At 34.9% G+C, this 19397-nt stretch carries 17 protein-coding genes; all 17 read left to right on the plus strand.

Annotation, left to right across the window (positions count from 1 at the left end; all coding sequences use genetic code 11):
- Positions 1-289 precede the first annotated feature (289 nt).
- The 17 genes from rfaH (at position 290) to I6F53_RS11090 (ending at position 19312) form a co-directional block, all read left to right on the plus strand.
- Entirely contained in the window at positions 290-784 is a 495-nt protein-coding gene (gene rfaH / locus I6F53_RS11010; protein WP_197239567.1) for a transcription/translation regulatory transformer protein RfaH, read from the plus strand.
- 439 nt (positions 785-1223) lie between these two features.
- Entirely contained in the window at positions 1224-2339 is a 1116-nt protein-coding gene (locus I6F53_RS11015; protein WP_197239568.1) for a polysaccharide export protein, read from the plus strand.
- Positions 2340-2349: 10 nt separating this feature from the next.
- The gene (locus I6F53_RS11020; protein WP_197239570.1) at positions 2350-2784 is read left to right on the plus strand and encodes a low molecular weight protein-tyrosine-phosphatase; all 435 of its coding nucleotides are present in this window, start codon (positions 2350-2352) and stop codon (positions 2782-2784) included.
- A 15-nt stretch (positions 2785-2799) separates the two neighbouring features.
- On the plus strand, positions 2800-5046 hold the full coding sequence (locus I6F53_RS11025; protein WP_197239571.1) for a polysaccharide biosynthesis tyrosine autokinase: 2247 nt from the start codon (positions 2800-2802) through the stop codon (positions 5044-5046).
- Positions 5047-5433: 387 nt separating this feature from the next.
- Positions 5434-7047 (plus strand): aldolase catalytic domain-containing protein, encoded by a 1614-nt coding sequence (locus I6F53_RS11030; protein WP_197239573.1) that lies wholly within the window; start codon positions 5434-5436, stop codon positions 7045-7047.
- Positions 7031-7687, plus strand: coding sequence for an HAD family hydrolase (locus I6F53_RS11035; protein WP_197239575.1), 657 nt, complete (start codon positions 7031-7033; stop codon positions 7685-7687). Before I6F53_RS11030 ends, I6F53_RS11035 begins: the two co-directional genes overlap by 17 nt.
- Positions 7684-8364 carry an acylneuraminate cytidylyltransferase family protein gene (locus I6F53_RS11040; RefSeq protein ID WP_231616582.1) on the plus strand — a complete coding sequence of 227 codons (681 nt, stop codon included), beginning with the start codon at positions 7684-7686 and terminating at the stop codon, positions 8362-8364. The genes I6F53_RS11035 and I6F53_RS11040 overlap by 4 nt, the downstream gene beginning before the upstream one ends.
- Entirely contained in the window at positions 8364-9374 is a 1011-nt protein-coding gene (locus I6F53_RS11045; RefSeq protein WP_197239576.1) for a polysialyltransferase family glycosyltransferase, read from the plus strand. The genes I6F53_RS11040 and I6F53_RS11045 overlap by 1 nt, the downstream gene beginning before the upstream one ends.
- Before the next feature lie 77 nt (positions 9375-9451).
- Positions 9452-10672 (plus strand): lipopolysaccharide biosynthesis protein, encoded by a 1221-nt coding sequence (locus I6F53_RS11050; RefSeq protein ID WP_197239577.1) that lies wholly within the window; start codon positions 9452-9454, stop codon positions 10670-10672.
- Positions 10673-10742: 70 nt separating this feature from the next.
- The gene (locus tag I6F53_RS11055) at positions 10743-11801 is read left to right on the plus strand and encodes a glycosyltransferase family 4 protein (protein WP_197239578.1); all 1059 of its coding nucleotides are present in this window, start codon (positions 10743-10745) and stop codon (positions 11799-11801) included.
- Positions 11794-12447, plus strand: coding sequence for a glycosyltransferase family 25 protein (locus I6F53_RS11060; RefSeq protein ID WP_197239580.1), 654 nt, complete (start codon positions 11794-11796; stop codon positions 12445-12447). Before I6F53_RS11055 ends, I6F53_RS11060 begins: the two co-directional genes overlap by 8 nt.
- Positions 12444-13577 (plus strand): hypothetical protein, encoded by a 1134-nt coding sequence (locus I6F53_RS11065; protein WP_197239581.1) that lies wholly within the window; start codon positions 12444-12446, stop codon positions 13575-13577. The genes I6F53_RS11060 and I6F53_RS11065 overlap by 4 nt, the downstream gene beginning before the upstream one ends.
- Positions 13564-14340 (plus strand): hypothetical protein, encoded by a 777-nt coding sequence (locus I6F53_RS11070; protein WP_197239582.1) that lies wholly within the window; start codon positions 13564-13566, stop codon positions 14338-14340. The genes I6F53_RS11065 and I6F53_RS11070 overlap by 14 nt, the downstream gene beginning before the upstream one ends.
- 21 nt (positions 14341-14361) lie before the next feature.
- Positions 14362-15246 carry an NAD-dependent epimerase/dehydratase family protein gene (locus I6F53_RS11075; protein ID WP_197239584.1) on the plus strand — a complete coding sequence of 295 codons (885 nt, stop codon included), beginning with the start codon at positions 14362-14364 and terminating at the stop codon, positions 15244-15246.
- Entirely contained in the window at positions 15243-15791 is a 549-nt protein-coding gene (locus tag I6F53_RS11080; RefSeq protein ID WP_197239585.1) for a sugar transferase, read from the plus strand. The genes I6F53_RS11075 and I6F53_RS11080 overlap by 4 nt, the downstream gene beginning before the upstream one ends.
- A gap of 381 nt (positions 15792-16172) precedes the next feature.
- Positions 16173-18128 carry a polysaccharide biosynthesis protein gene (locus tag I6F53_RS11085; RefSeq protein WP_197239586.1) on the plus strand — a complete coding sequence of 652 codons (1956 nt, stop codon included), beginning with the start codon at positions 16173-16175 and terminating at the stop codon, positions 18126-18128.
- Between the two features lie 710 nt (positions 18129-18838).
- The gene (locus I6F53_RS11090) at positions 18839-19312 is read left to right on the plus strand and encodes a hypothetical protein (RefSeq protein WP_197239587.1); all 474 of its coding nucleotides are present in this window, start codon (positions 18839-18841) and stop codon (positions 19310-19312) included.
- Positions 19313-19397: the final 85 nt, after the last annotated feature.

Here is a 19397-nt window from a genome sequence, read left to right on the forward strand (position 1 = left end):
AAGTTTGCTGTTGGATCTGAGAAAAAAGAAGCAGCCTAGCATTCAAAAGCTAGACTGTAGAAGCCCATTGATCGACACGTAGTGGCGTCGATGGGTAGTTCACAAAATGCTTACGAACTTTCTATCATTCAATTTTTGTCAAGTGTTTTAGGGCAATACAAAACACCATTTGTGTACTAAATGCTCTTTACACGGCAGCTAGTGAGTCCGTATAATACGCCACACATTTGACTCAGTGTTGTGTTATTTGTGTTTAAATTGTGTTTAAAAGATTCGCTGAAGGATTAGCATGAAAAAATGGTATTTAGTATTTTGCAAGCCTCGGCAAGAAGAACGAGCTAAAACAAACTTATTTAATCAAGGAATTGAAGCTTTTTACCCAAAATTAACCACCGAAACATTGGTTAGAGGTCGTAGGGTCGTCAAAAGCGCTGCTTTATTTCCAAACTACTTATTTGTTTGCCTAGATTCACAAAATGATAATTTTTCTGTTGTGAAAAATACACGCGGAATCAGTGGGTTTGTGTCTTATGGTGCAATATATCAGGTAGCTTCGGTAAAATTAATAAATATTTTAAAGACCAATTGTTCTCATACCAGCGAATCAAACATGCCAAAAGCAGGTGATGTAGTAAATATAAATAACAACTCATTTAACAGTATAGACGCCATATATAAAGAACCCGATGGTGACATGCGCAGTATTTTGTTAGTTAACTTACTTAATACACAAATAGAAATGAGCGTAGACAACAAAGAAATAAAAATAAAAATAAAAAGTTAAACTGCTAAATAACAGTTAGCACAACATTAGCACAATCAAATTTGATATACGTAAGGTTACACCTTACCTAAAAGAGCATTAAAGCATAAAACCAGTACGTAGGAACTGCAACCTAGGGGCGGTAGCGTGCCTAAAGCACTTGTAAACGCGCAGCTTGCCGGCGTGACGAGCAAAGCTCGTAATTTCTGCTTTTGAGTGTTTACTCACTTACTCGCATTAATTTTTTATGTAAAATATTTTAATTACATTTTTTATAAATATCTTAATGAAAATACTGATATAATTTAAGTGTTAATTAAAGCTCAGTAACAAAGCTTTTTCAAAGCAAAGCCTATTGCTTCACAATAGTGCACATGTTTTAATTAACCTGTTAAAATACAAGTGCTCACCAAGGTAGGTGAGTAAGTGCAATATTTAAAAATAATTTTGGGATTCTACAATGGCGTTGAGCTATAAATCACTCGTTACTTCACTCGCATTTTTATCTATAACTGGGTGTACTATTATACCAGGTAGCCATTTTGAGGGGATTGACTCTGGCGAGCAAACACAAAATCTTGACAACGATCTCGAAAAAGTAAACATACAAATTATTGACTCATCACTAATAAGCCAACAAAAATTAACGCGTAAAGCGGCTAAACCATTATTAAATTCTAAAGAGTTAGACGTTAATGGTTACGAATATAAACTAGGCGTAGGTGACGTACTCACAATAGGCGTATGGGACCACCCAGAGCTAACTATTCCTGCGGCTGTACAACGTACGGCAGAATTTGATGGTTTCCGTGTTCAAAAAAATGGCACAATCACTTATGCATACGCTCCAAATATTGCTGCTGCAGGCAAAACGGTAGGGCAAGTACGCGAAGAGCTAGTTAAGCGCCTTGCACGAGTAATCGAAGACCCACAGGTAGACATAAAAGTAGTTGGTTTTAAAAGCCAAAAAGCTTACGTTACAGGTGAAGTAAACCAACCTGGTGTTTACCCTGTAACCGAGATCCCGTTAACACTTATTGATGCACTTAATCAAGCAGGTGGCCTAACGGCTGCCGCAGACTGGCGTACAGTTACATTTACTCGCGGTAATAAAACTGAAGTAATACAGCTAGAAGACTTTTATGCACACGGTGATATTTCGCAAAATCGTTTATTACAAAATGGCGATATAGTGCATGTAAATCGTAACGATCAACAAAAAGTATTTGTACTGGGCGATGTAAAAAAAGCAGGCTCAGTTACATTAACGCGTTATGGTTTAAATTTAGCTGAAGCATTAAGCGATACCGGTGGCTTAAATGAAGCAACTGCAGACGCCAACGGCGTATTTGTACTTCGTAAACGTAATTACGAACAAACAGGTATTTTAGCCGATGTATACCAACTACATGCAAAAAGTATTGCAGCACTCGTGTTAGCTGAGCAGTTTGAACTGCAACCACACGACATAGTTTATGTAACATCTGCACCACTAGCGCGTTGGAACCGTGTAATAAGCTTATTACTGCCTTCTATTGCTACTGTTGATAGCCTTGACGATATAAGCACTAATTAAGGGTTACAAAATGTTTGATGCTGTATTAGTGGTTTGTGCCGGTAATATTTGCCGAAGCCCAACCGGTGAGTATGTTTTAAAGCAAAAGCTTGAAGGTAAAAATATTAAAGTATCGTCTGCTGGGTTAACCGCACTAGAAGGTAAACCAGCTGACGCGACAGCAAAACAAATTGCACAGTTACACGGTGTAAATATGGATGCCCACCAAGGGCAGCAGCTTACATCTAGCTTAGTAGCACAAAACAGCGTAATACTCGTAATGGAACAACGCCATTTAAATGACGTACACGCTCGCTACCCAGAGGCACGCGGCAAAACTTTTTTATTAGGTAAGTGGATTAACAACGCAGAAATACCCGATCCCTACCGCCAAAGCCAAGAGGCTTTTGAACACGTTTACGCATTAATCGACAGCGCCTGTAGCGCTTGGCAAAAGTATTTATAAGGAATGGCTAATTTAATGAATGCCCAGCCGAATAACAGCTCTAATAGCGCTAGTAACAACAAAAATACAGCACAACCAACACAAGAAATCGATTTAATGGCGCTATTAGGCGCATTGCTCGATCGTAAATACTTTATAGTCGCAATTACTGCATTATTTATGTTTATAGGTGTTGTATATGCTGTACTAAGCACACCTGTTTACCAAGCAACCGCAATGATACAGGTTGAAGACGGCAGCGCATCGGTACCTGGTTTTGACGACATGGCCGGCATGTTTGAAAGCACATCGGCCGCAGTGACCGAAATAGAGTTACTTAAATCGCGCAGTATAATTGGTGAAGCAGTTGACACGCTAAACCTTGATGTAATAGCCGAGCCTAAATTATACCCATTTATTGGTAGCCGAGCATTTCGTAAATTTACCCCAACACAAAGCGGTGAGCTAGCAGAGCCAAGCTTTGGTGCTAGCAGCTACGCATGGGGTGGCGAAAGCATAAACGTATTTAGATTTGACGTACCGCGTTCAGCAATTAATCAAACATTTACTCTTGTAGCGCAAGTTAACAATAGCCTTGCACTTTTAAATGCAGACGGCGAGAAAGTGTTAGTCGGTAAAGTAGGGGAAGAACTTACAAACGGTAAGTTTAGTTTAACTATTCGTACTTTAAACGCGCGGCCTGGCACAGAGTTTACAATTACCCGAAGAGACCGCCTTAATACTATTTTAGATTTGCAAACTGCTATTAGCGCAAGTGAAAAGGGTAAAGATTCAGGTATTATAAACCTTAGCTTACAAAGCACTAACCCAAACTACGCTGAAAAAGTGCTCGACAAAGTAGCCGCTATTTATGTACGCCGTAATGTTGAGCGTAATAGTGCAGAAGCACAAAAATCACTCGAATTTTTAGAAGTACAATTACCTGAAATTAAAAAACAACTAGAATACGCAGAGGAGCGTTTTAATAACTACCAAATAAAACGCCAGTCTATAAACATAACGCTCGAAACCCAAGGTGTGCTTGAACAAGTAGTAAAGCTCGAAACCAAACTACAAGAGCTAAATTTAAAACGCCTAGAACTTGGCCGTAAGTTTAAAAAAGACCACCCAACATACCAAGGTATTTTAGAACAAATAGAAGCGGTTGAAAGCCAAAAACAAGAGCTTGTTGGTGAGGTAGGTAACCTACCCGAAACCCAGCAAGAGCTACTGCGCTTAAAGCGTGACGTAGAAGTAAGTAACCAAATTTACACACTACTACTAAGTAAAACACAAGAGCTTGATATAGTTCGCGCAGGTACGGTAGGTAACGTGCGTATTATTGACTTCGCTGAGGTAAATACGAGTAAGCCAGTAAAACCTAAAAAAGCATTAATTGTAGTAATGGCAACTATGTTAGGTGGAATGTTAGCTGTAGCTATAGTGCTAGTACAAAAAGCTATGCACAAAGGGGTGGAAGATCCAGCCGAAATTGAAGCGTTAGGCCTACCTGTTTATGCAAGTATCCCGCACTCAGATTACCAAGATAAACTAAGTGGCTTTGCCGAACGAGCTCGTAAAAGCAAAACAAATAAACCTAAAAGTATACTCGCGCTCGATAACCCAGCCGACTTAGCAATAGAGGCACTGCGTAGCTTACGTACCAGCTTACACTTTGCGATGATGGAAGCAAAAAATAACATTATTGCAATATCGGGCCCAAGCCCAAGTGTGGGTAAATCGTTTGTGTCGGTTAACTTAGCAAGTGTACTTGCACAAAGCGGTAAAAAAGTACTAATTATAGATGCCGATATGCGTAAAGGCTATTTACAAACTCAGTTTAATTTAAAGTGGGATGATGGCTTAAGTGACTACCTATCTGGTCGTTTAAACTTAGAGCAAGTTACAAAAACAACTAAAGTTGATGGTCTAAGCGTTATTACACGTGGACAAATACCGCCAAACCCTTCAGAGCTACTAATGAACAGTAACTTTAGCAAATTAGTTGAAGAAGTAAACGCCGCTTACGACATTATAATTATAGATACACCCCCAATTTTAGCTGTAACCGACCCCGTAATAGTTAGTGCACAAACAGGTACTACATTACTTGTGACACGTTTTGGCCAAAACCATATACGTGAAATAGAACTAACCCGTAATCGCTTTGAGCAAAATGGAATAGACGTAAAAGGTGTTGTTTTTAATGGTGTAGTTAAAAAAGCCAGTAATGCATATGGGTATTATGGTTACTACAACTATGAATATAAAAGCGATAAATAGCCTTTAATTTTTATAAATGTAAATAAAAATTATATAAAAAAGATAGGGCCTATTGGGCACTTTTTAGAACAACCACAAAAACAAGCAATTACAATGAGATAGTTGAAATTGACTGTCTCAATGTCGAAAAAAGTGTCTCAGTGGGTAGTTTAATTGCTGAGACACTATGATGCGAAGATGTAATTTATATTGGCTCTTATCAGCCTTATTCAACTATATAAAATAAATTCATTTCCTTGAACTTAATTTTCTCTAATTTCTGGTTGGTTTAAAATCACTATTAATATTGATAATATTGATAATATTGATAATATTTTGAGTAGTTTGATCAAGGTAAGTTACAATAAGTAATTATAATTATGAATTAAATCAAAGGAATTAAAACTCATGAAAATTCTCGATTGCACATTAAGAGATGGTGGCTATTACAATAATTGGGATTTTGATGCTGAAGTTGTAGAAGCATATTTAAATGCAGTTAGCGGCGCAAAAATTGACTACGTAGAACTTGGTTTGCGTAACTTTCCAAAGCAGGGTTTTCTTGGGGCGTATGCCTATACAACTGAAGCGCATATTAATTCGCTAGAACTGCCGCATGGTCCTATCTATGGTGTTATGGTCGACGCTAAAACTATTTTAGAATCTGGCTTTAGTATTGAGGATGCGATAACTAAACTATTCGTACCTGCTATTGATAGTAAAATTGGACTTGTACGTATTGCTGCCCATTTTCACGAAGTAGAAAAATCAGGTCCAATAGTTAAACAGCTTAAAAAGTTAGGTTATGTTGTCGGTTATAACTTAATGCAAGCAGGTGGCAAAGCTGATGACGTAATTGCAGATAAAGCACGCCAAGCAAAAGAGTGGGAGGAGTTAGATTCGTTATACTTTGCTGACTCGTTAGGTAATATGGATAGCGACGAAGTAACGCGTATAGTTAATGCATTACGTACTCAGTGGGATGGCGCACTGGGAATACATACGCATAATAATATGGGTAAAGGTCTTGATAATACTCTTACTGCTAAAGCATTAGGTGTTACATGGCTTGATACAACAATTACTGGTATGGGTCGTGGTGCTGGTAATACACAAACTGAAAACTTATTGGCAGTACTTGATAAAGAGGGGTCTACTTATAACTCAAAACCTATCTATGAATTAGTAATTCGTCATTTCGAGCCAATGCAAAAAAAATATGGTTGGGGTAGTAATTTACTGTACTTCTTAGGGGCTCAAAATGATGTACATCCTACCTATATTCAGAACTTACTATCAAATGCACATTACGGCACAGATGAAATTGTTGGTGCAATTGATTATCTAAGTAAGTTAGAAAGTACTACATCTTATAATGGAGCAGTATTAAATACAGCTCTTAGTTTTAATATAGATAGTAAAGATGTTTCTGGTTCTGAGATGGTATGTGACTTGTTCAATGATAAGCATGTACTTATATTAGCTAATGCACCGAGTACGGTTAAATATTTAGATGCTATTAAGCTTTATATAAATCAATTTAAGCCAGTAGTTATCTCAATAAATATCAGCGAAGTAATTCCAGCAGATATGATCGACTATTATGTCATATCGCATAATTCAAAATTTTTAGCTGATGCTAAGCGCTATCAAATTTTAAATAAACCTATTATCTTACCAGTACATCGATTTTCAAAAGACGAGCTAGAGCTCATTAACAAACTTAGTTTAATTGATTATGGTTTGACCATTAAAGAATCTACGCTAATAGCCAATAAAACTCATAGCATTGTTCCTTCTGATATCACCACTGCATATGTACTCGCTATTATGTTGGAGTCTTGTCCACTTACTGTTAAAACTGTTGGTTTTGATGGCTACGATAAAAATGATTCACGTCAACAAGAAATGATTGAAATTTTAGATTTATATAACAGAAATGAATCGGCAACAGACGTTATATCACTGACACCAACTACATACTCATTAATTGAAGGGTCTGTTTATGCACCCAATAACTGATTATGATGTATATATTTTTGATTGTGATGGCGTGATTTTAGACTCTAATCAGTTAAAAATTGATGCCATGCAAAACGCTCTTTCCACGGTTATTTTAGACCAAGTAAAAGTTAAAGAATGCGTTGATTATTTTCGGGTGAATTTTGGTCGTTCACGCTTTCATCATGTTGATGTTTTTATTGATAAGTTTTTACGATTAGATAAAAGTATGGTTGAGCAAACAAAGAAATCAATACTTGAAGCATATTCTTCACTTTGCAGGGCACTTTATTTAAAGGCGGAGTTGACTCCAAATGTTATTGAGTTTATTGAAACAATTAAGGGTAATAAATTTATTGCTAGTGGTTCTGAGCAGAAAGAGCTACAAGAGGTATTTAAATTAAGAGGACTAGATGTTCACTTTAATGGTATTTATGGCTCTCCAATTAAAAAAAATGAATTGGTTACTAATATACTAGAACTTACAAATAGTAATAATGCAATTATGTTTGGAGATGCCATATCTGATTTTGAAGCGGCTAAAATAAATAAAATTGATTTTGTTGGTTATTTACCTTACTCAAATGTAAGAGAGGAATTAGAACTTATTGCGACTAGAAGTGGAGCTTTAGCTATAAATAGATGGAGTGAGTTATTATGATTACTGCTTTTTTACCTTGCAGAAAAGGTAGTCAGCGTATTCCAGATAAAAATGTTAAACCATTTGCAGGAATTGAGGGAGGCTTGCTTAAAATAAAATTAGACCAACTGCTCGCATGTTCTCGTATAGATTCAATATTAGTATCATCAAATGATGATCGAGTTTTAGAATTTGTAAAAAAAGTTAACGATTCAAGAGTGATTATTGACCACAGGCCTAATGATTTGGGAAGTAGCTCTACTACTACTGATGAGCTAATTAAATATGCCGGTACCCTTGTTCCAGAAGGCCACATATTGTGGACTCACGTTACCTCTCCATTTATAACTACAGAGGATTATAATAGCATTATTAGAGCTTATTTTGAGCAGTTAAATCATGATTATGATTCGTTAATGACAGTGCTCAAGATCCAAGGGTTTATCTGGAATAAAGATGAACCTATTAGTTATAGTCGGAATGAATTGAAGTGGCCGATGACCCAAAATATTAAACCTCTTTACGAGATTGATAGCGGTGTGTTTTTGTCATCAGCTGATAACTATAGGCAATTCAACGATAGAATAGCGACCAAGCCTTATTTACTAGAACAAGATAAGCTGAAATCAGTAGATATTGATTGGCCGGAAGATTTTATACTGGCTGAGTTACTTTGGAATTCATTGGGTTATAAGTAATGAGCGATTTATTTTTAATTCGAAATTTATTATCGTCAACTTCTGCATTATCTATAATGCATCAATATGGTAGTGAAGATGCTGTATTTTCAGTTGTTAGTTGTAACAAGACGCTAGAGGATGCAATTAAAAATAGCATCCTGAGCGATGCTCATCATCAAGTGATTGATACATTTAAGTTAGACCTTATGCCTTTTAGATTAACTTCTCTATATAAACAGAGATTAAGTGTAAATAGTATCAAATTTAAAATATTACAGCTATATAAGGCTAGAGGTATAAACAAGCTTTTTTTAACATATCCGATGCATTTAGATTCTTACTTATATTATACAGTAGCAAAAAAGAACGATATTGAAATTTGTTTTTTTGAAGAAGGTCCTTGTTTTTACAGAGGCGGTTTGACCAAGCAGTATAGCGTTGTAAATTTTAACAGTTTCTTGCGTAAAATATATTTCAGAATTGTAGGCCTAGATTATGGCTATGGATTTAAGCCAGATACTTGGTATTCATCTCTACCAATAAAGAATAATTATAATAAGGTCAACTTAGTATATAGGAAAGTTGATTTACCTGATGAAGTAATGAATCTTTTCTTATCAAGGCCTGTTTCATGTGATTTTCCTGAAATCACATTAGCTGATGAAGTAAACGCGATAAAAGCTTTTTACTTTAACCTTGATTTAAAAGGTTGCTTATATATTAAATTTCACCCGAGAGAGTCAGAAGAGAAGAGGATGAAATTGTTATGTCTCTTGAAGGATGAAAAAATTTTAGTTAAACACTTAAATGTCGAATACTCATCAGAAGATATTGTTTATTCTATGAGTCAGGGGAATATAGTCGGTTATGATACAACTACTTTGGTCTACTCAAATAAAATAAACCCTAAAATACAAGCTTACTCAATTCTAGCTTTAATAAAAAATAAAGAGTCATCAGGATTTCTTCAAGAGTGTTACAGGGAGTATGAGGAAAAGTATCCATTTATTAAAATGATAAAGAAATAATATTGGGTTTACCAGATACTAGTGTTATTTGAAGTATCTAAATGAAAAAAGTGGCAGATTAAAATTACTGGATATATATGTCAAGAAACAAAAAAATGTCGCTCAATACTTTATTATATATTATGTGTGACGTCCTTGTAAAAGGGATTCCATTTTTGCTAATGCCAGTTGTTGCTCGATTTTTGACTGTTGAGGAATATGGACAAGTAGCAATCTTTCAAACTAGTATTGAGGTGTGCGTAATACTAACAATTTTAGGATCACACCAATATTACAGATATGAGTATTTTAAAGGGAAAGTATATAAAGGGGAATTGTTTTTACTTGTTATCATCATAAGTTTTTTTACATTTTTATTAATCCAATCTATATTAATTATATTTTATTTATTAGAATTATTTTCTTTAAGTCCTTGGTATTTAATTATACCCTCAACTGCATTTTTCCAATCAATAATTTCACTCTATATATGTAAATATCAAAATGAAGAAAAACCATTCCCCATAGCAAGAATAGTTGCAATTAATTCATTTGTAACTTTGATTTTATCAATAGCTCTTCTTGTATTTGGTTTCGGGGTGGAATCTAGGTATATTGCAATCTTTTTCGCCACTTTTTTAGTAGGTATATTTGGTTTATATAAGATATACAAAAGTTTTTCAGTCGATTTATTGAAGGGGGCATGTGTTAACTTAAAGAGCTGTTTTTACTTCGGTGTAAAATCTCTTCCTACAAGCCTAAGTTGGTGGTTTAGAACAGGATTTGATCGTTTAGCACTGCTTAATATTTTAGGTGCTTTTTCTGTTGGTACATATGCAGTAACTATTCAGTTTTCTTTAATTTTGACAGTTATTGGTGGAGCTGTTAACAACTCTGTTATGCCTACTATATTTAAAAATGTTGATAGTAATAATAAGAAAGCTAATAGGAAAATATTTTTATATGCACTATCTTTCTTACTAATTAGTTTATGCATATTAGACTTCTTTTTACCAGTAGTTATTGAACACATCTTACCTCAAAGTTATCATGATTCGATAGGGTTTTTAGATATAGCTCTGATGTGTGCGCTTTTTAATCTTGTTTTTTTAATTGGCTCTAATTTTTTAGTCGCTAATGGTTTCGCCGGGATGCTCTCTTTTATTTCAATAGTATGTTCAGGTATACATGCTGCTTTAGTTATCCTGCTTATTGATGATTTAGGAGTCCTTGGTGTTTTTTACAGCGGTATTATTTCATATGGTGTTGGTATTGTTGCACTCTATGTAGCTTATAAATTCATGATATATAGAAAATAATAGTAATAGTGTTTGGTAAGTTTAACTATTTCTGATAGCACTCATTATATAATAAACTAAGGTTTTATAAATGAAAGTCATAATTATTTCGCCTTCACTTGTATTTGGTGGTGGTGAGAATCACATAGTAACTTTGGCCAAAAAGTTAACACAGGGTCCTATTGATGTTTATTGTTTGAATGAAGAACTATTTCACAGACTTAAAAATATCAAAAGTGTAAAAGTTAAATTATTTAGAACTAGAATAAGTTTATTTTTACACGTGCTTTTTTTAGTTTTTCCCAAGAATAGACATCTAGTTTTAAATGGTTTATCTGAAAGTAGATTTTTATCTCTTATATTTATCTTTAATAAGTACACACTAATTTCTCATTCAGCGGAAGAGTGGGGAAATAAATTTGATAGTAGTATTAAAGATATATTAAGAACAAAAATAAATGGGTTTTTATTAAATCATAGAAGCAAAAAAATTGTTGCAGTATGTGAATACTCTAAAAAAAACTTATGTCGTAGTTTGCCATTAGCTGAGATAATACTGGTCTATAATACTGCTGAAAGACCTTCATCCTTAATGAAACAGTTACCGCGGAGTGACAAGCAAGCAGTAATATTTGGATACTTAGGAAGATTATCTGCGGAGAAAGGAATACATGTCCTTTTATCTGCCATTAGTAATCTTGAGTGCTCTAAAGGTATAAATATAGAGTTAAAAGTTGCTGGTGCTGGAAACTTGGAGGGCGAAATTGATTTTTCATCTTATTCAAAAAATGGGGTTAATGTTGAGTATATAGGGTTCGTTGATTCTAATGTCTTCTTGTCCAGTATAGATTGCTTATTGTTACCTTCACTTACCGAAGCTTGTCCTTTAGTCGTTTTAGAAGCAATGTCTAAAAAAATTGCTGTTATAGCTTCTGATGTTGGAGGGATTCCCGAATTAGTTGAGCACGGTGTCAATGGGTATCTATTTCAGAAAGCAGACTCAGTAAAGCTTTCTCAATATATTAAAGAAATAGCTTTAGAACCTAGTAAATTAGATTTATTTAGTGAAAATGCAGCATATGTATTTGAATCTAAATTTAGTCCGGAAATTTTTATTGAAAAGTATAACAGGGTTTTATTTAATGAATAAACTATCAGATGCAAAAGTATATGTTGTTTCAATGGCAGGAAATACAGAAAGAAGAGCTAAAATAAAGACTCAGCTCTCTTTAATTGGACTCTCACCTGAGTTCATTGATGCTGTTGTTGGGGCAGAATTACCATCTAGTGAGTATTTTAACCTTGCTGTTGCACGCAGGAAACGAGTACTAAGCCCTAATGAGTTAGGCTGTAGCTTAAGCCATCAGTTAATTTACACAGATATTATCAAAAAAAACATACAATATGCTATTATTCTAGAGGATGATGTTTCACTTGATGTGAGTAACTGGTCGAAGTTTAAAAATATTACTTTAAAAGAGGATGAGTTATACTTTTTAGGAGGTCAGGAGGGAATGAGAAGAGGTCGTTTGTTAAGTGCTATTAGAAATTATCAATTTGGGAAGTACTCTCCTTTATTTATTAGTTTTTTTTATCGTACTTGTTGTTATGTTGTAAGTAAAAGTACAGCGATTAAAATGAGTGAGCTAGCAAAACAAAAAATGTACTTAGCTGATGATTGGCCTCATATAAATAAGATTTGTAACTTTTCTAAGTTGGTTTTTGTTCCTGTTTTTTCACATCCAATTGATAACAGTGATTCTCTAATTGAACAAGAGAGATTATCTTTAAAATGACAAAAATAAATGCAAACAATAACTCATCTGTTGCTTGTGCATTACTGTTACTACTGTGGTTGCTTTCAAACTTAGGACTTCATGTATACTTGTTGTTTGTTTTTTACTTGTTTCTACTCTATATTTCTTCTGATTTGAAGGTGTATTTAGGTTCTGAGTATAAAGTTTTAATAATAACAACTTTAATCCTAATTACAGGGTGGTATAGAGTACCTAAAGAAAGTATTCACGAGATCGCTTATATTGGTTCCTTTCTATATTGTTTATCTGGCGTATTTGCAATAAGAGCTTATTTTGGTTTTAGTTCGTTTATAAGAGAGCGAGCTCTGTTCTATTTATGTGTTTTTTTTGCAGTAATTATAGTCTTACAGCAATTTATTTACATTATTTTCAAAAATTATATAGACCTACATTCGTACATAACACTATTCAGTTATGAAGCAAGATATCAAAATAACTTCCACTTATTATATCCCTTAATTAGACCTACTGCTTTTTTCCAAGAGCCTTCTAATTTTTCAATTGTACTAACTACATTAGCTTTTCTTTCAAAAGTTGAATCGAATAATAGATTATTCAAATGTTTTCTGTTTCTATCTATGTGCACACTATCTTTTGCAGCTTTCTTTATCGCAATTGTTTTATTGTCATATCAGTATTTTTCGAAAATAAAACAGTTTAAAAAATATTCTATTTATTTAATTATTATAATAACACCCATTATAGTACCCTTTTTATTGAATCAATTAGAGACATTAGACTTTGGTTATAATGCGGTTGGCTATAGGCTTCAAGTATTTGAACTTTTGTCGAAAATTTCTAGTTATGAATTCTTATTTGGCTTAGGGTTATTTTTTATAGAACACCCCATTAGTATTTATGAGTTAACTATGAATAGTTCTCATTTTAAAGACTCAGGCTTTATTGTTAATATTTTGATATCTTTTGGACTCTTTGGTGTTGTAGGATTCTTCCTATGGTTATATTCCTGTATGAAAAACAAAGAGTTAATTATCTTAATATTACTGACTTTATTTTTGAAATTTGATTTTAATATGCCAGCTCTATGGGTGGTGATTTTTACTATATCTTTTTATTCTAAGGCCATAATGCAAAATGAAAAAAGTTAAAATAATAGTCCCGATACATATTTCTAAAGGTGGTGGCATAGACCTCTTTCATGAATTCGTGCATACACACATTAAATTTCATACTCAGTGTGATTTTATACTGGTTTGTCAAGAAAAAGAGTTTAGCTGCGAATTATATGAAATATTACAAAAAGAAGCGTTCGAATGTTGTTTTATCTCAAATGCAGGGCCTAATTTTGGGGTTGCTGTTGGACGTAACATCGGTTTGTCAGCGTGTCAGGAAGATGATTATATTAGCTTTTTAGATTACGACGATAAACTGAACACTTCATATTTTAATTTTATTGATAACAAACTTTTACTCAAATCTTATTCTCTGCATATATTCAGCTATTCTATTGAGTATTTAGACGTGACTACGTTATATAAACCACCAACTCTAACAGCTGTTAATTATTTATCGACACATGCAAAGGAAAATTTCACGCCTTGCTTAGGAACTACCTTTAAATATGATGGGGTTATTTCTTTTGACGAAAATGATAAAGTGCAAGAGGACTATATTTTCTGGCATCTGTTACTTAAAAGTACAGAATTTGAAAAGGTATTATTCTCCGATATTAATTCAGGGGTTTACAGACCAAGAAAAAATAGTCGCTCATCAACACAGAGACTTAATATAACAAGTCGATATATAACATATAAGAAAATGGGTTATGGTTTTTTCTCTTTTATTTATGATTTAGTATTTAAAATGTATAGAGGTGTACGTAAATATGGTTTTAATATTTTTAAATTATAATGCACCTATATTAGGTTTTTTATGAGTATTCTATTAACTGGCGCTTCAGGGTTTATAGGTAGAGAAGTTCTACGCATCGCAAAAAGCAAAGTTAAGATCGTAGTTCGTAATTGTACTCAGTATTCAGGAACAGAGGATAGCGTTAGAGTTGATACTATAGACTCAAGCACACCTTGGAAGTCTAGTGATTTCCATGATGTAGAATGCATAATACATTTGGCAGGGGTTGCACACACGAATAGTGCCTCAAATAACTCATATGATACTATTAATTATGAAGGGACAATGAATTTAGCTGATAATGCAGCTAAAAATTTAGTTAAGAGGTTTATCTTTGTCAGCACAGCTTTGATATCAACAGAGAATAATAAGTTAAGTTATCAATCAACAATAAAATTACAAACAGAGCGAAGTTTAATAGCACTTTCTGAGAAAACGGGTATGGAAGTTGTGATTATTAGATCTACATTAGTATATGGCCGAGGTGCTCGCGGTAATATTGGTGTTTTAGTCAAATTGGTAGATAAAATTCCAGTGCTGCCTTTTGGATTGGTGTCCAATAAACGCGATTTCATTTCTGTTCAAAATTTAGCCGACTTGTTGATTGTCTGTACTAAACATCGAAGTGCAGCTGGTAGGGTCTTTCTAGCTACTGATGGAAAGTCAGTTTCTATAAAAGATTTAACAAATGCGATAGCAAAAGGTTTGGGCAAGACCAGAATCCAATTTCCCATACCAGTAACTTTTATACGTTTAATGGGAATAGTTTTTAGAAAATCTCATATTGTAGAGCAATTATTAGGAGATCTTATTGTGGATTCAACTGACACAAATAAAACACTCGGTTGGAGGCAACCTTATACAATGGAGGAATCTATGCTCTCTTTGGAGGAGATAAATAAATGATACGCTTACTCGATTTTTTGTTTTCACTTTTTGGTTTGTTTTTTGCTTCACCATTTTTAGTTGTTTTATATATAATAGGATTGTTTGATACTGGCTCACCTATTTTTATGCAAGAACGTGTTGGTCGAAATAAAAAGCCATTCACTTTAGTAAAATTTAGAACAATGACTGTTGATACCGCATCGGTAGCAAGTCATTTAGCAAGTACTTCATCAATAACACCCTTTGGTGGTTTTTTGCGTAAAACAAAGTTAGATGAGCTACCGCAACTATGGAATGTGTTAAAAGGCGAAATGAGTTTAGTCGGTCCTCGCCCTGGTTTGTTTAACCAAGTAGAGCTAACTCAAGCACGTGAAACTAAAAATGTGTTTGCAGTACGCCCTGGAATTACTGGTTTAGCGCAAGTTAACGAAATTGATATGTCTACCCCTGAACTACTTGCTAAAACAGACCGTGAAATGATAGACACACTAACAATTGGTAACTATTTTAAATATATACTAATGACAGTGACTGGTAGTGGCAGTGGTGACAGGGTTAAATAGCGCTTACTGTTTATAATAGTACCTAGATCCGATCGTATGGACTGTATGGACTATTAGGCCTATTTTTTTCGCTATTTTAACACACTAATTTTTAACATTTTTTCTTAAAAAGTGTCTCAGGGTGAGACAGTATTGAGACACTTTTTTCGTCACTTTTCCCGCCCCAATAGCCGTATTCCTTCTTCATTTCAATTACCTTGATTAAATGTGCATCCAAATTCCTTAGCAAATAGGGATTGCACATACTCATTAAATATTTGCATAATTAATTTCTTTTTTAACTACTTACAGTCGTCTATTCTTTGTTATAATCTGAGCTTACATTAATATAAAAATACAATATTGGACTTACCCAATATTAGAACCGCAAAGGAACTTGCCGTGGATAGTTTCATCCGTTCTGTTTTGAGTGCTTCTAGGGCTAGAAAACGCCTTATTACGCTTTTTATCGACTCGATTTTTATTTTTATTGCTTTTTGGCTTGCCCTTATCGTAAGGCTTGATAGCCTAGCGCCTCTTTATAATACAGATAACTGGCTATTACTTAGCTTATTAATTCCCATCAGTTTGTTCATTTTTGTTAATTTAGGACTGTATAGAGCCGTACTGAGATATATGAACTCGCAAGCGGTTTGGGCTATTGTACTCGGAACAGTATTAACGACGGGTTTCTTAGTTTTATTAGCCTTTTTCACAGGGATCACTATCCCGCGAACAATGCCATTTATTTTTGCGTGGTTATGTTTATTAACGGTAGGTGGCGCACGTATCTTAGTGCGAGCCATTATTAGTAAAATGACGATGAATAAGAAAGAGTCTGTTGTTATTTACGGCGCAGGTTCAGCAGGGCGACAATTAGCCACCGCGTTAGGTGCAGGCCCAAATTACTATGTACGTGCTTTTATAGATGACGATACGACTAAAAATCACTCTGTCATACAGGGTATCCCGGTTATCAGGTTTGAAGATATTTACGCCTTAATTGCTAAGGGGCAAGTGACTAAAGTACTGCTTGCTGTTCCTAGCGCACCGCGTTCGCGTAGAAAAGAAATACTTTCTCAATTAGAGCCTCTTACTGTCAAAGTACTCTCTATTCCGGGTATGGCCGATGTTGTTGAAGGTAAAGCAAAGCTAGCTGAAATGACTGAGGTTGGCGTTGAAGATCTATTAGGGCGCGACCCAGTTACACCAAAAGCTGATTTAATGGCTGCTAATATCGCAGACAAAATAGTGATGGTTACAGGGGCGGGGGGCTCAATTGGCTCAGAGCTGTGTAGACAAATAATTAAACAAAAGCCAAAGAAACTCGTGTTATTTGAGCAAAGTGAATATGGCTTATATATCTTAGAAAAAGAGCTTTCAGAGTATATTGAGCATAATAGCTTGGCTATTAAGCTGGTACCGATAATGGGCTCTGTTCAACGCATTAACAGACTCGAAACCGTAATGGTCACGTTTGGTGTACAAACTGTTTATCATGCAGCGGCTTATAAGCATGTACCTTTAGTTGAGCATAACGTAGTCGAAGGTGTGCGTAATAATGTATTTGGTACTTATTATGCTGCGAAAGCTGCCGTTAACGCAGGTGTTGAAAAGTTCGTACTGATTTCAACGGATAAAGCAGTGCGCCCTACTAATGTAATGGGCGCAACCAAACGTATGGCGGAGCTTGTGTTACAAGGTTTAGCACAAGAGCAAGGCAGTAAGCACAAGACGCGTTTTTGTATGGTGCGTTTCGGTAATGTTCTGGGTTCTAGTGGCTCTGTAGTACCCTTATTCCGTAGACAAATTAAAGAGGGTGGCCCTTTAACACTTACTCACCCTGATATAACACGGTTTTTTATGACTATTCCTGAAGCTGCTCAATTAGTGATACAAGCAGGCGCTATGGGGAAAGGCGGGGATGTGTTTGTTCTCGATATGGGCGACCCTGTTAAAATTAAAGATTTAGCCACAAAAATGGTTAGGCTTTCAGGGTTAAGCGTTAAAAGCGATACGAATCCACATGGTGATATTGAAATAAAATGCACCGGATTACGTCCTGGCGAAAAACTTTTTGAAGAACTACTTATTGGCGATAACGTTGGTGAAACAACGCATGAGCGTATTATGACGGCAAAGGAGGTGATGCTTCCTTTACCTGAGCTAAATGTATTCATCGAGGCGTTAGATATTGCTTGTCACAATTTTGATAATGAAACAATTCGTCAACTACTGCTCGATGCCCCAACAGCGTTTAACCCTACAGATGGTATATGTGACTTAGTGTGGAAAGCAAAAACGAAAAAAATGAGTGATGAAAAGCTTGTTGATAATATTATTAATTTAAAGCGCTAAGTTCAGATCAGAAGTTAACTCTAAGTTTAGAGATTTACGCTATGGGCTTATGTTAACGTTATTCTTATTTTTAGGCGCGGCTCAAAAGCCGCGCTTTTTTTCATTTTGTAATATAGTTTTTTTATAGTAATCGAGAAAAATAAATTATAAGGATTGCTCATGTTACGTAAGTATTTCGGTACCGATGGTGTTAGGGGAAAGTGGGTACGTTTCCTATCACGCCTGATTTTGCAATGAAATTAGGCTGGGCAGCAGGAACCGCTTTAGCCTCAAGTGGCAAGAAATCGGAGTTTTTCAGATAAGTTGTGGCATTTTTAAGTTTTGTTAGGGGCAGGTATTGTTACTTTATACACTATAAATTTGCTCTATTCGCAGATAATATCAATAGTGAAGGTGTATACGCTGAAGGAAAAAGTTTAAAAAGTGGGGCTACCCTGTGAAATATATGATCTCTACGCCATCTGCATCCAGAGAATACACAACGAGTAAATAACCATCCTAATGAAATATACTTGTTAATTATAAAAAAACATAGACTAATGGGTTGGTTTTTGTAATATTGAATGAACTTATCAAGGAATGATTAAGGGTAGTAATACTATTTAAAACATTTATTGATGAGAAAATACGTTTAGGCTGTGAAAGATTTAGCTTAAATTTAAAATATTCTATAACAACAATAAGTGCTAGATATTAAATAAGGAAATAAAATGAAGAAATTAATATTAACTACTGCAATCGCATCAATCATGTTAGCAAGTGGTTGTACTTCAATACCAGCAGAACAAAAAGACTCTGCTGGATATAATGAAATTCTGCAATTCACTCCTCTGGAAGACAAAGCTGTACTGTATGTTTATAGAAGAATCGATTCAGATCATCGTGGTCAAATCACGACTATTGACATTGGAAAAGAGGAGTTACCTACAGTGAGCGATTGCGTGATTAGGCATATCGTCGACGGAGGAGAGTTCAATATTGAGCCAAATGGGAATGGCTTATTTGCTATTGAAAAAGAACTCGATCTATCATCTCCGAATGGCAGTGTTAGTGTCATCGAGTTGAAACACAGTTTTCGCATCGGTATACCAAATGTTAGTGAGCTCTTTTTAAGAAGTAAAGATGACCTGCGACGCGCTATCGAAGAAGACAACTTATGTGTAATAGATGGAGTGAACTTATAAGGGGCTGTTTGTGAGCTTAATTGTAGGTGATAGTTACAGTGATTAAAGAGATAGTTTTCACTTTTGAAAACATGCCGTATTGAAT

It is taken from the genome of Pseudoalteromonas sp. SWN29 (genome assembly GCF_015864465.1).
Lineage (GTDB): Bacteria > Pseudomonadota > Gammaproteobacteria > Enterobacterales > Alteromonadaceae > Pseudoalteromonas.

What these genes read in the sequence shown, in the direction of transcription:
- I6F53_RS11080 (WP_197239585.1), top strand. Translation starts at nt 15,243, where the DNA reads ATGATACGCTTACTCGATTTTTTGTTTTCACTTTTTGGTTTGTTTTTT.
- I6F53_RS11025 (WP_197239571.1), top strand. Translation starts at nt 2,800, where the DNA reads ATGAATGCCCAGCCGAATAACAGCTCTAATAGCGCTAGTAACAACAAA.
- I6F53_RS11055 (WP_197239578.1), top strand. Translation starts at nt 10,743, where the DNA reads ATGAAAGTCATAATTATTTCGCCTTCACTTGTATTTGGTGGTGGTGAG.
- I6F53_RS11030 (WP_197239573.1), top strand. Translation starts at nt 5,434, where the DNA reads ATGAAAATTCTCGATTGCACATTAAGAGATGGTGGCTATTACAATAAT.
- I6F53_RS11090 (WP_197239587.1), top strand. Translation starts at nt 18,839, where the DNA reads ATGAAGAAATTAATATTAACTACTGCAATCGCATCAATCATGTTAGCA.
- I6F53_RS11015 (WP_197239568.1), top strand. Translation starts at nt 1,224, where the DNA reads ATGGCGTTGAGCTATAAATCACTCGTTACTTCACTCGCATTTTTATCT.
- I6F53_RS11065 (WP_197239581.1), top strand. Translation starts at nt 12,444, where the DNA reads ATGACAAAAATAAATGCAAACAATAACTCATCTGTTGCTTGTGCATTA.
- I6F53_RS11075 (WP_197239584.1), top strand. Translation starts at nt 14,362, where the DNA reads ATGAGTATTCTATTAACTGGCGCTTCAGGGTTTATAGGTAGAGAAGTT.
- I6F53_RS11060 (WP_197239580.1), top strand. Translation starts at nt 11,794, where the DNA reads ATGAATAAACTATCAGATGCAAAAGTATATGTTGTTTCAATGGCAGGA.
- I6F53_RS11050 (WP_197239577.1), top strand. Translation starts at nt 9,452, where the DNA reads ATGTCAAGAAACAAAAAAATGTCGCTCAATACTTTATTATATATTATG.
- I6F53_RS11070 (WP_197239582.1), top strand. Translation starts at nt 13,564, where the DNA reads ATGAAAAAAGTTAAAATAATAGTCCCGATACATATTTCTAAAGGTGGT.
- I6F53_RS11020 (WP_197239570.1), top strand. Translation starts at nt 2,350, where the DNA reads ATGTTTGATGCTGTATTAGTGGTTTGTGCCGGTAATATTTGCCGAAGC.
- rfaH (WP_197239567.1), top strand. Translation starts at nt 290, where the DNA reads ATGAAAAAATGGTATTTAGTATTTTGCAAGCCTCGGCAAGAAGAACGA.
- I6F53_RS11045 (WP_197239576.1), top strand. Translation starts at nt 8,364, where the DNA reads ATGAGCGATTTATTTTTAATTCGAAATTTATTATCGTCAACTTCTGCA.
- I6F53_RS11035 (WP_197239575.1), top strand. Translation starts at nt 7,031, where the DNA reads ATGCACCCAATAACTGATTATGATGTATATATTTTTGATTGTGATGGC.
- I6F53_RS11040 (WP_231616582.1), top strand. Translation starts at nt 7,684, where the DNA reads ATGATTACTGCTTTTTTACCTTGCAGAAAAGGTAGTCAGCGTATTCCA.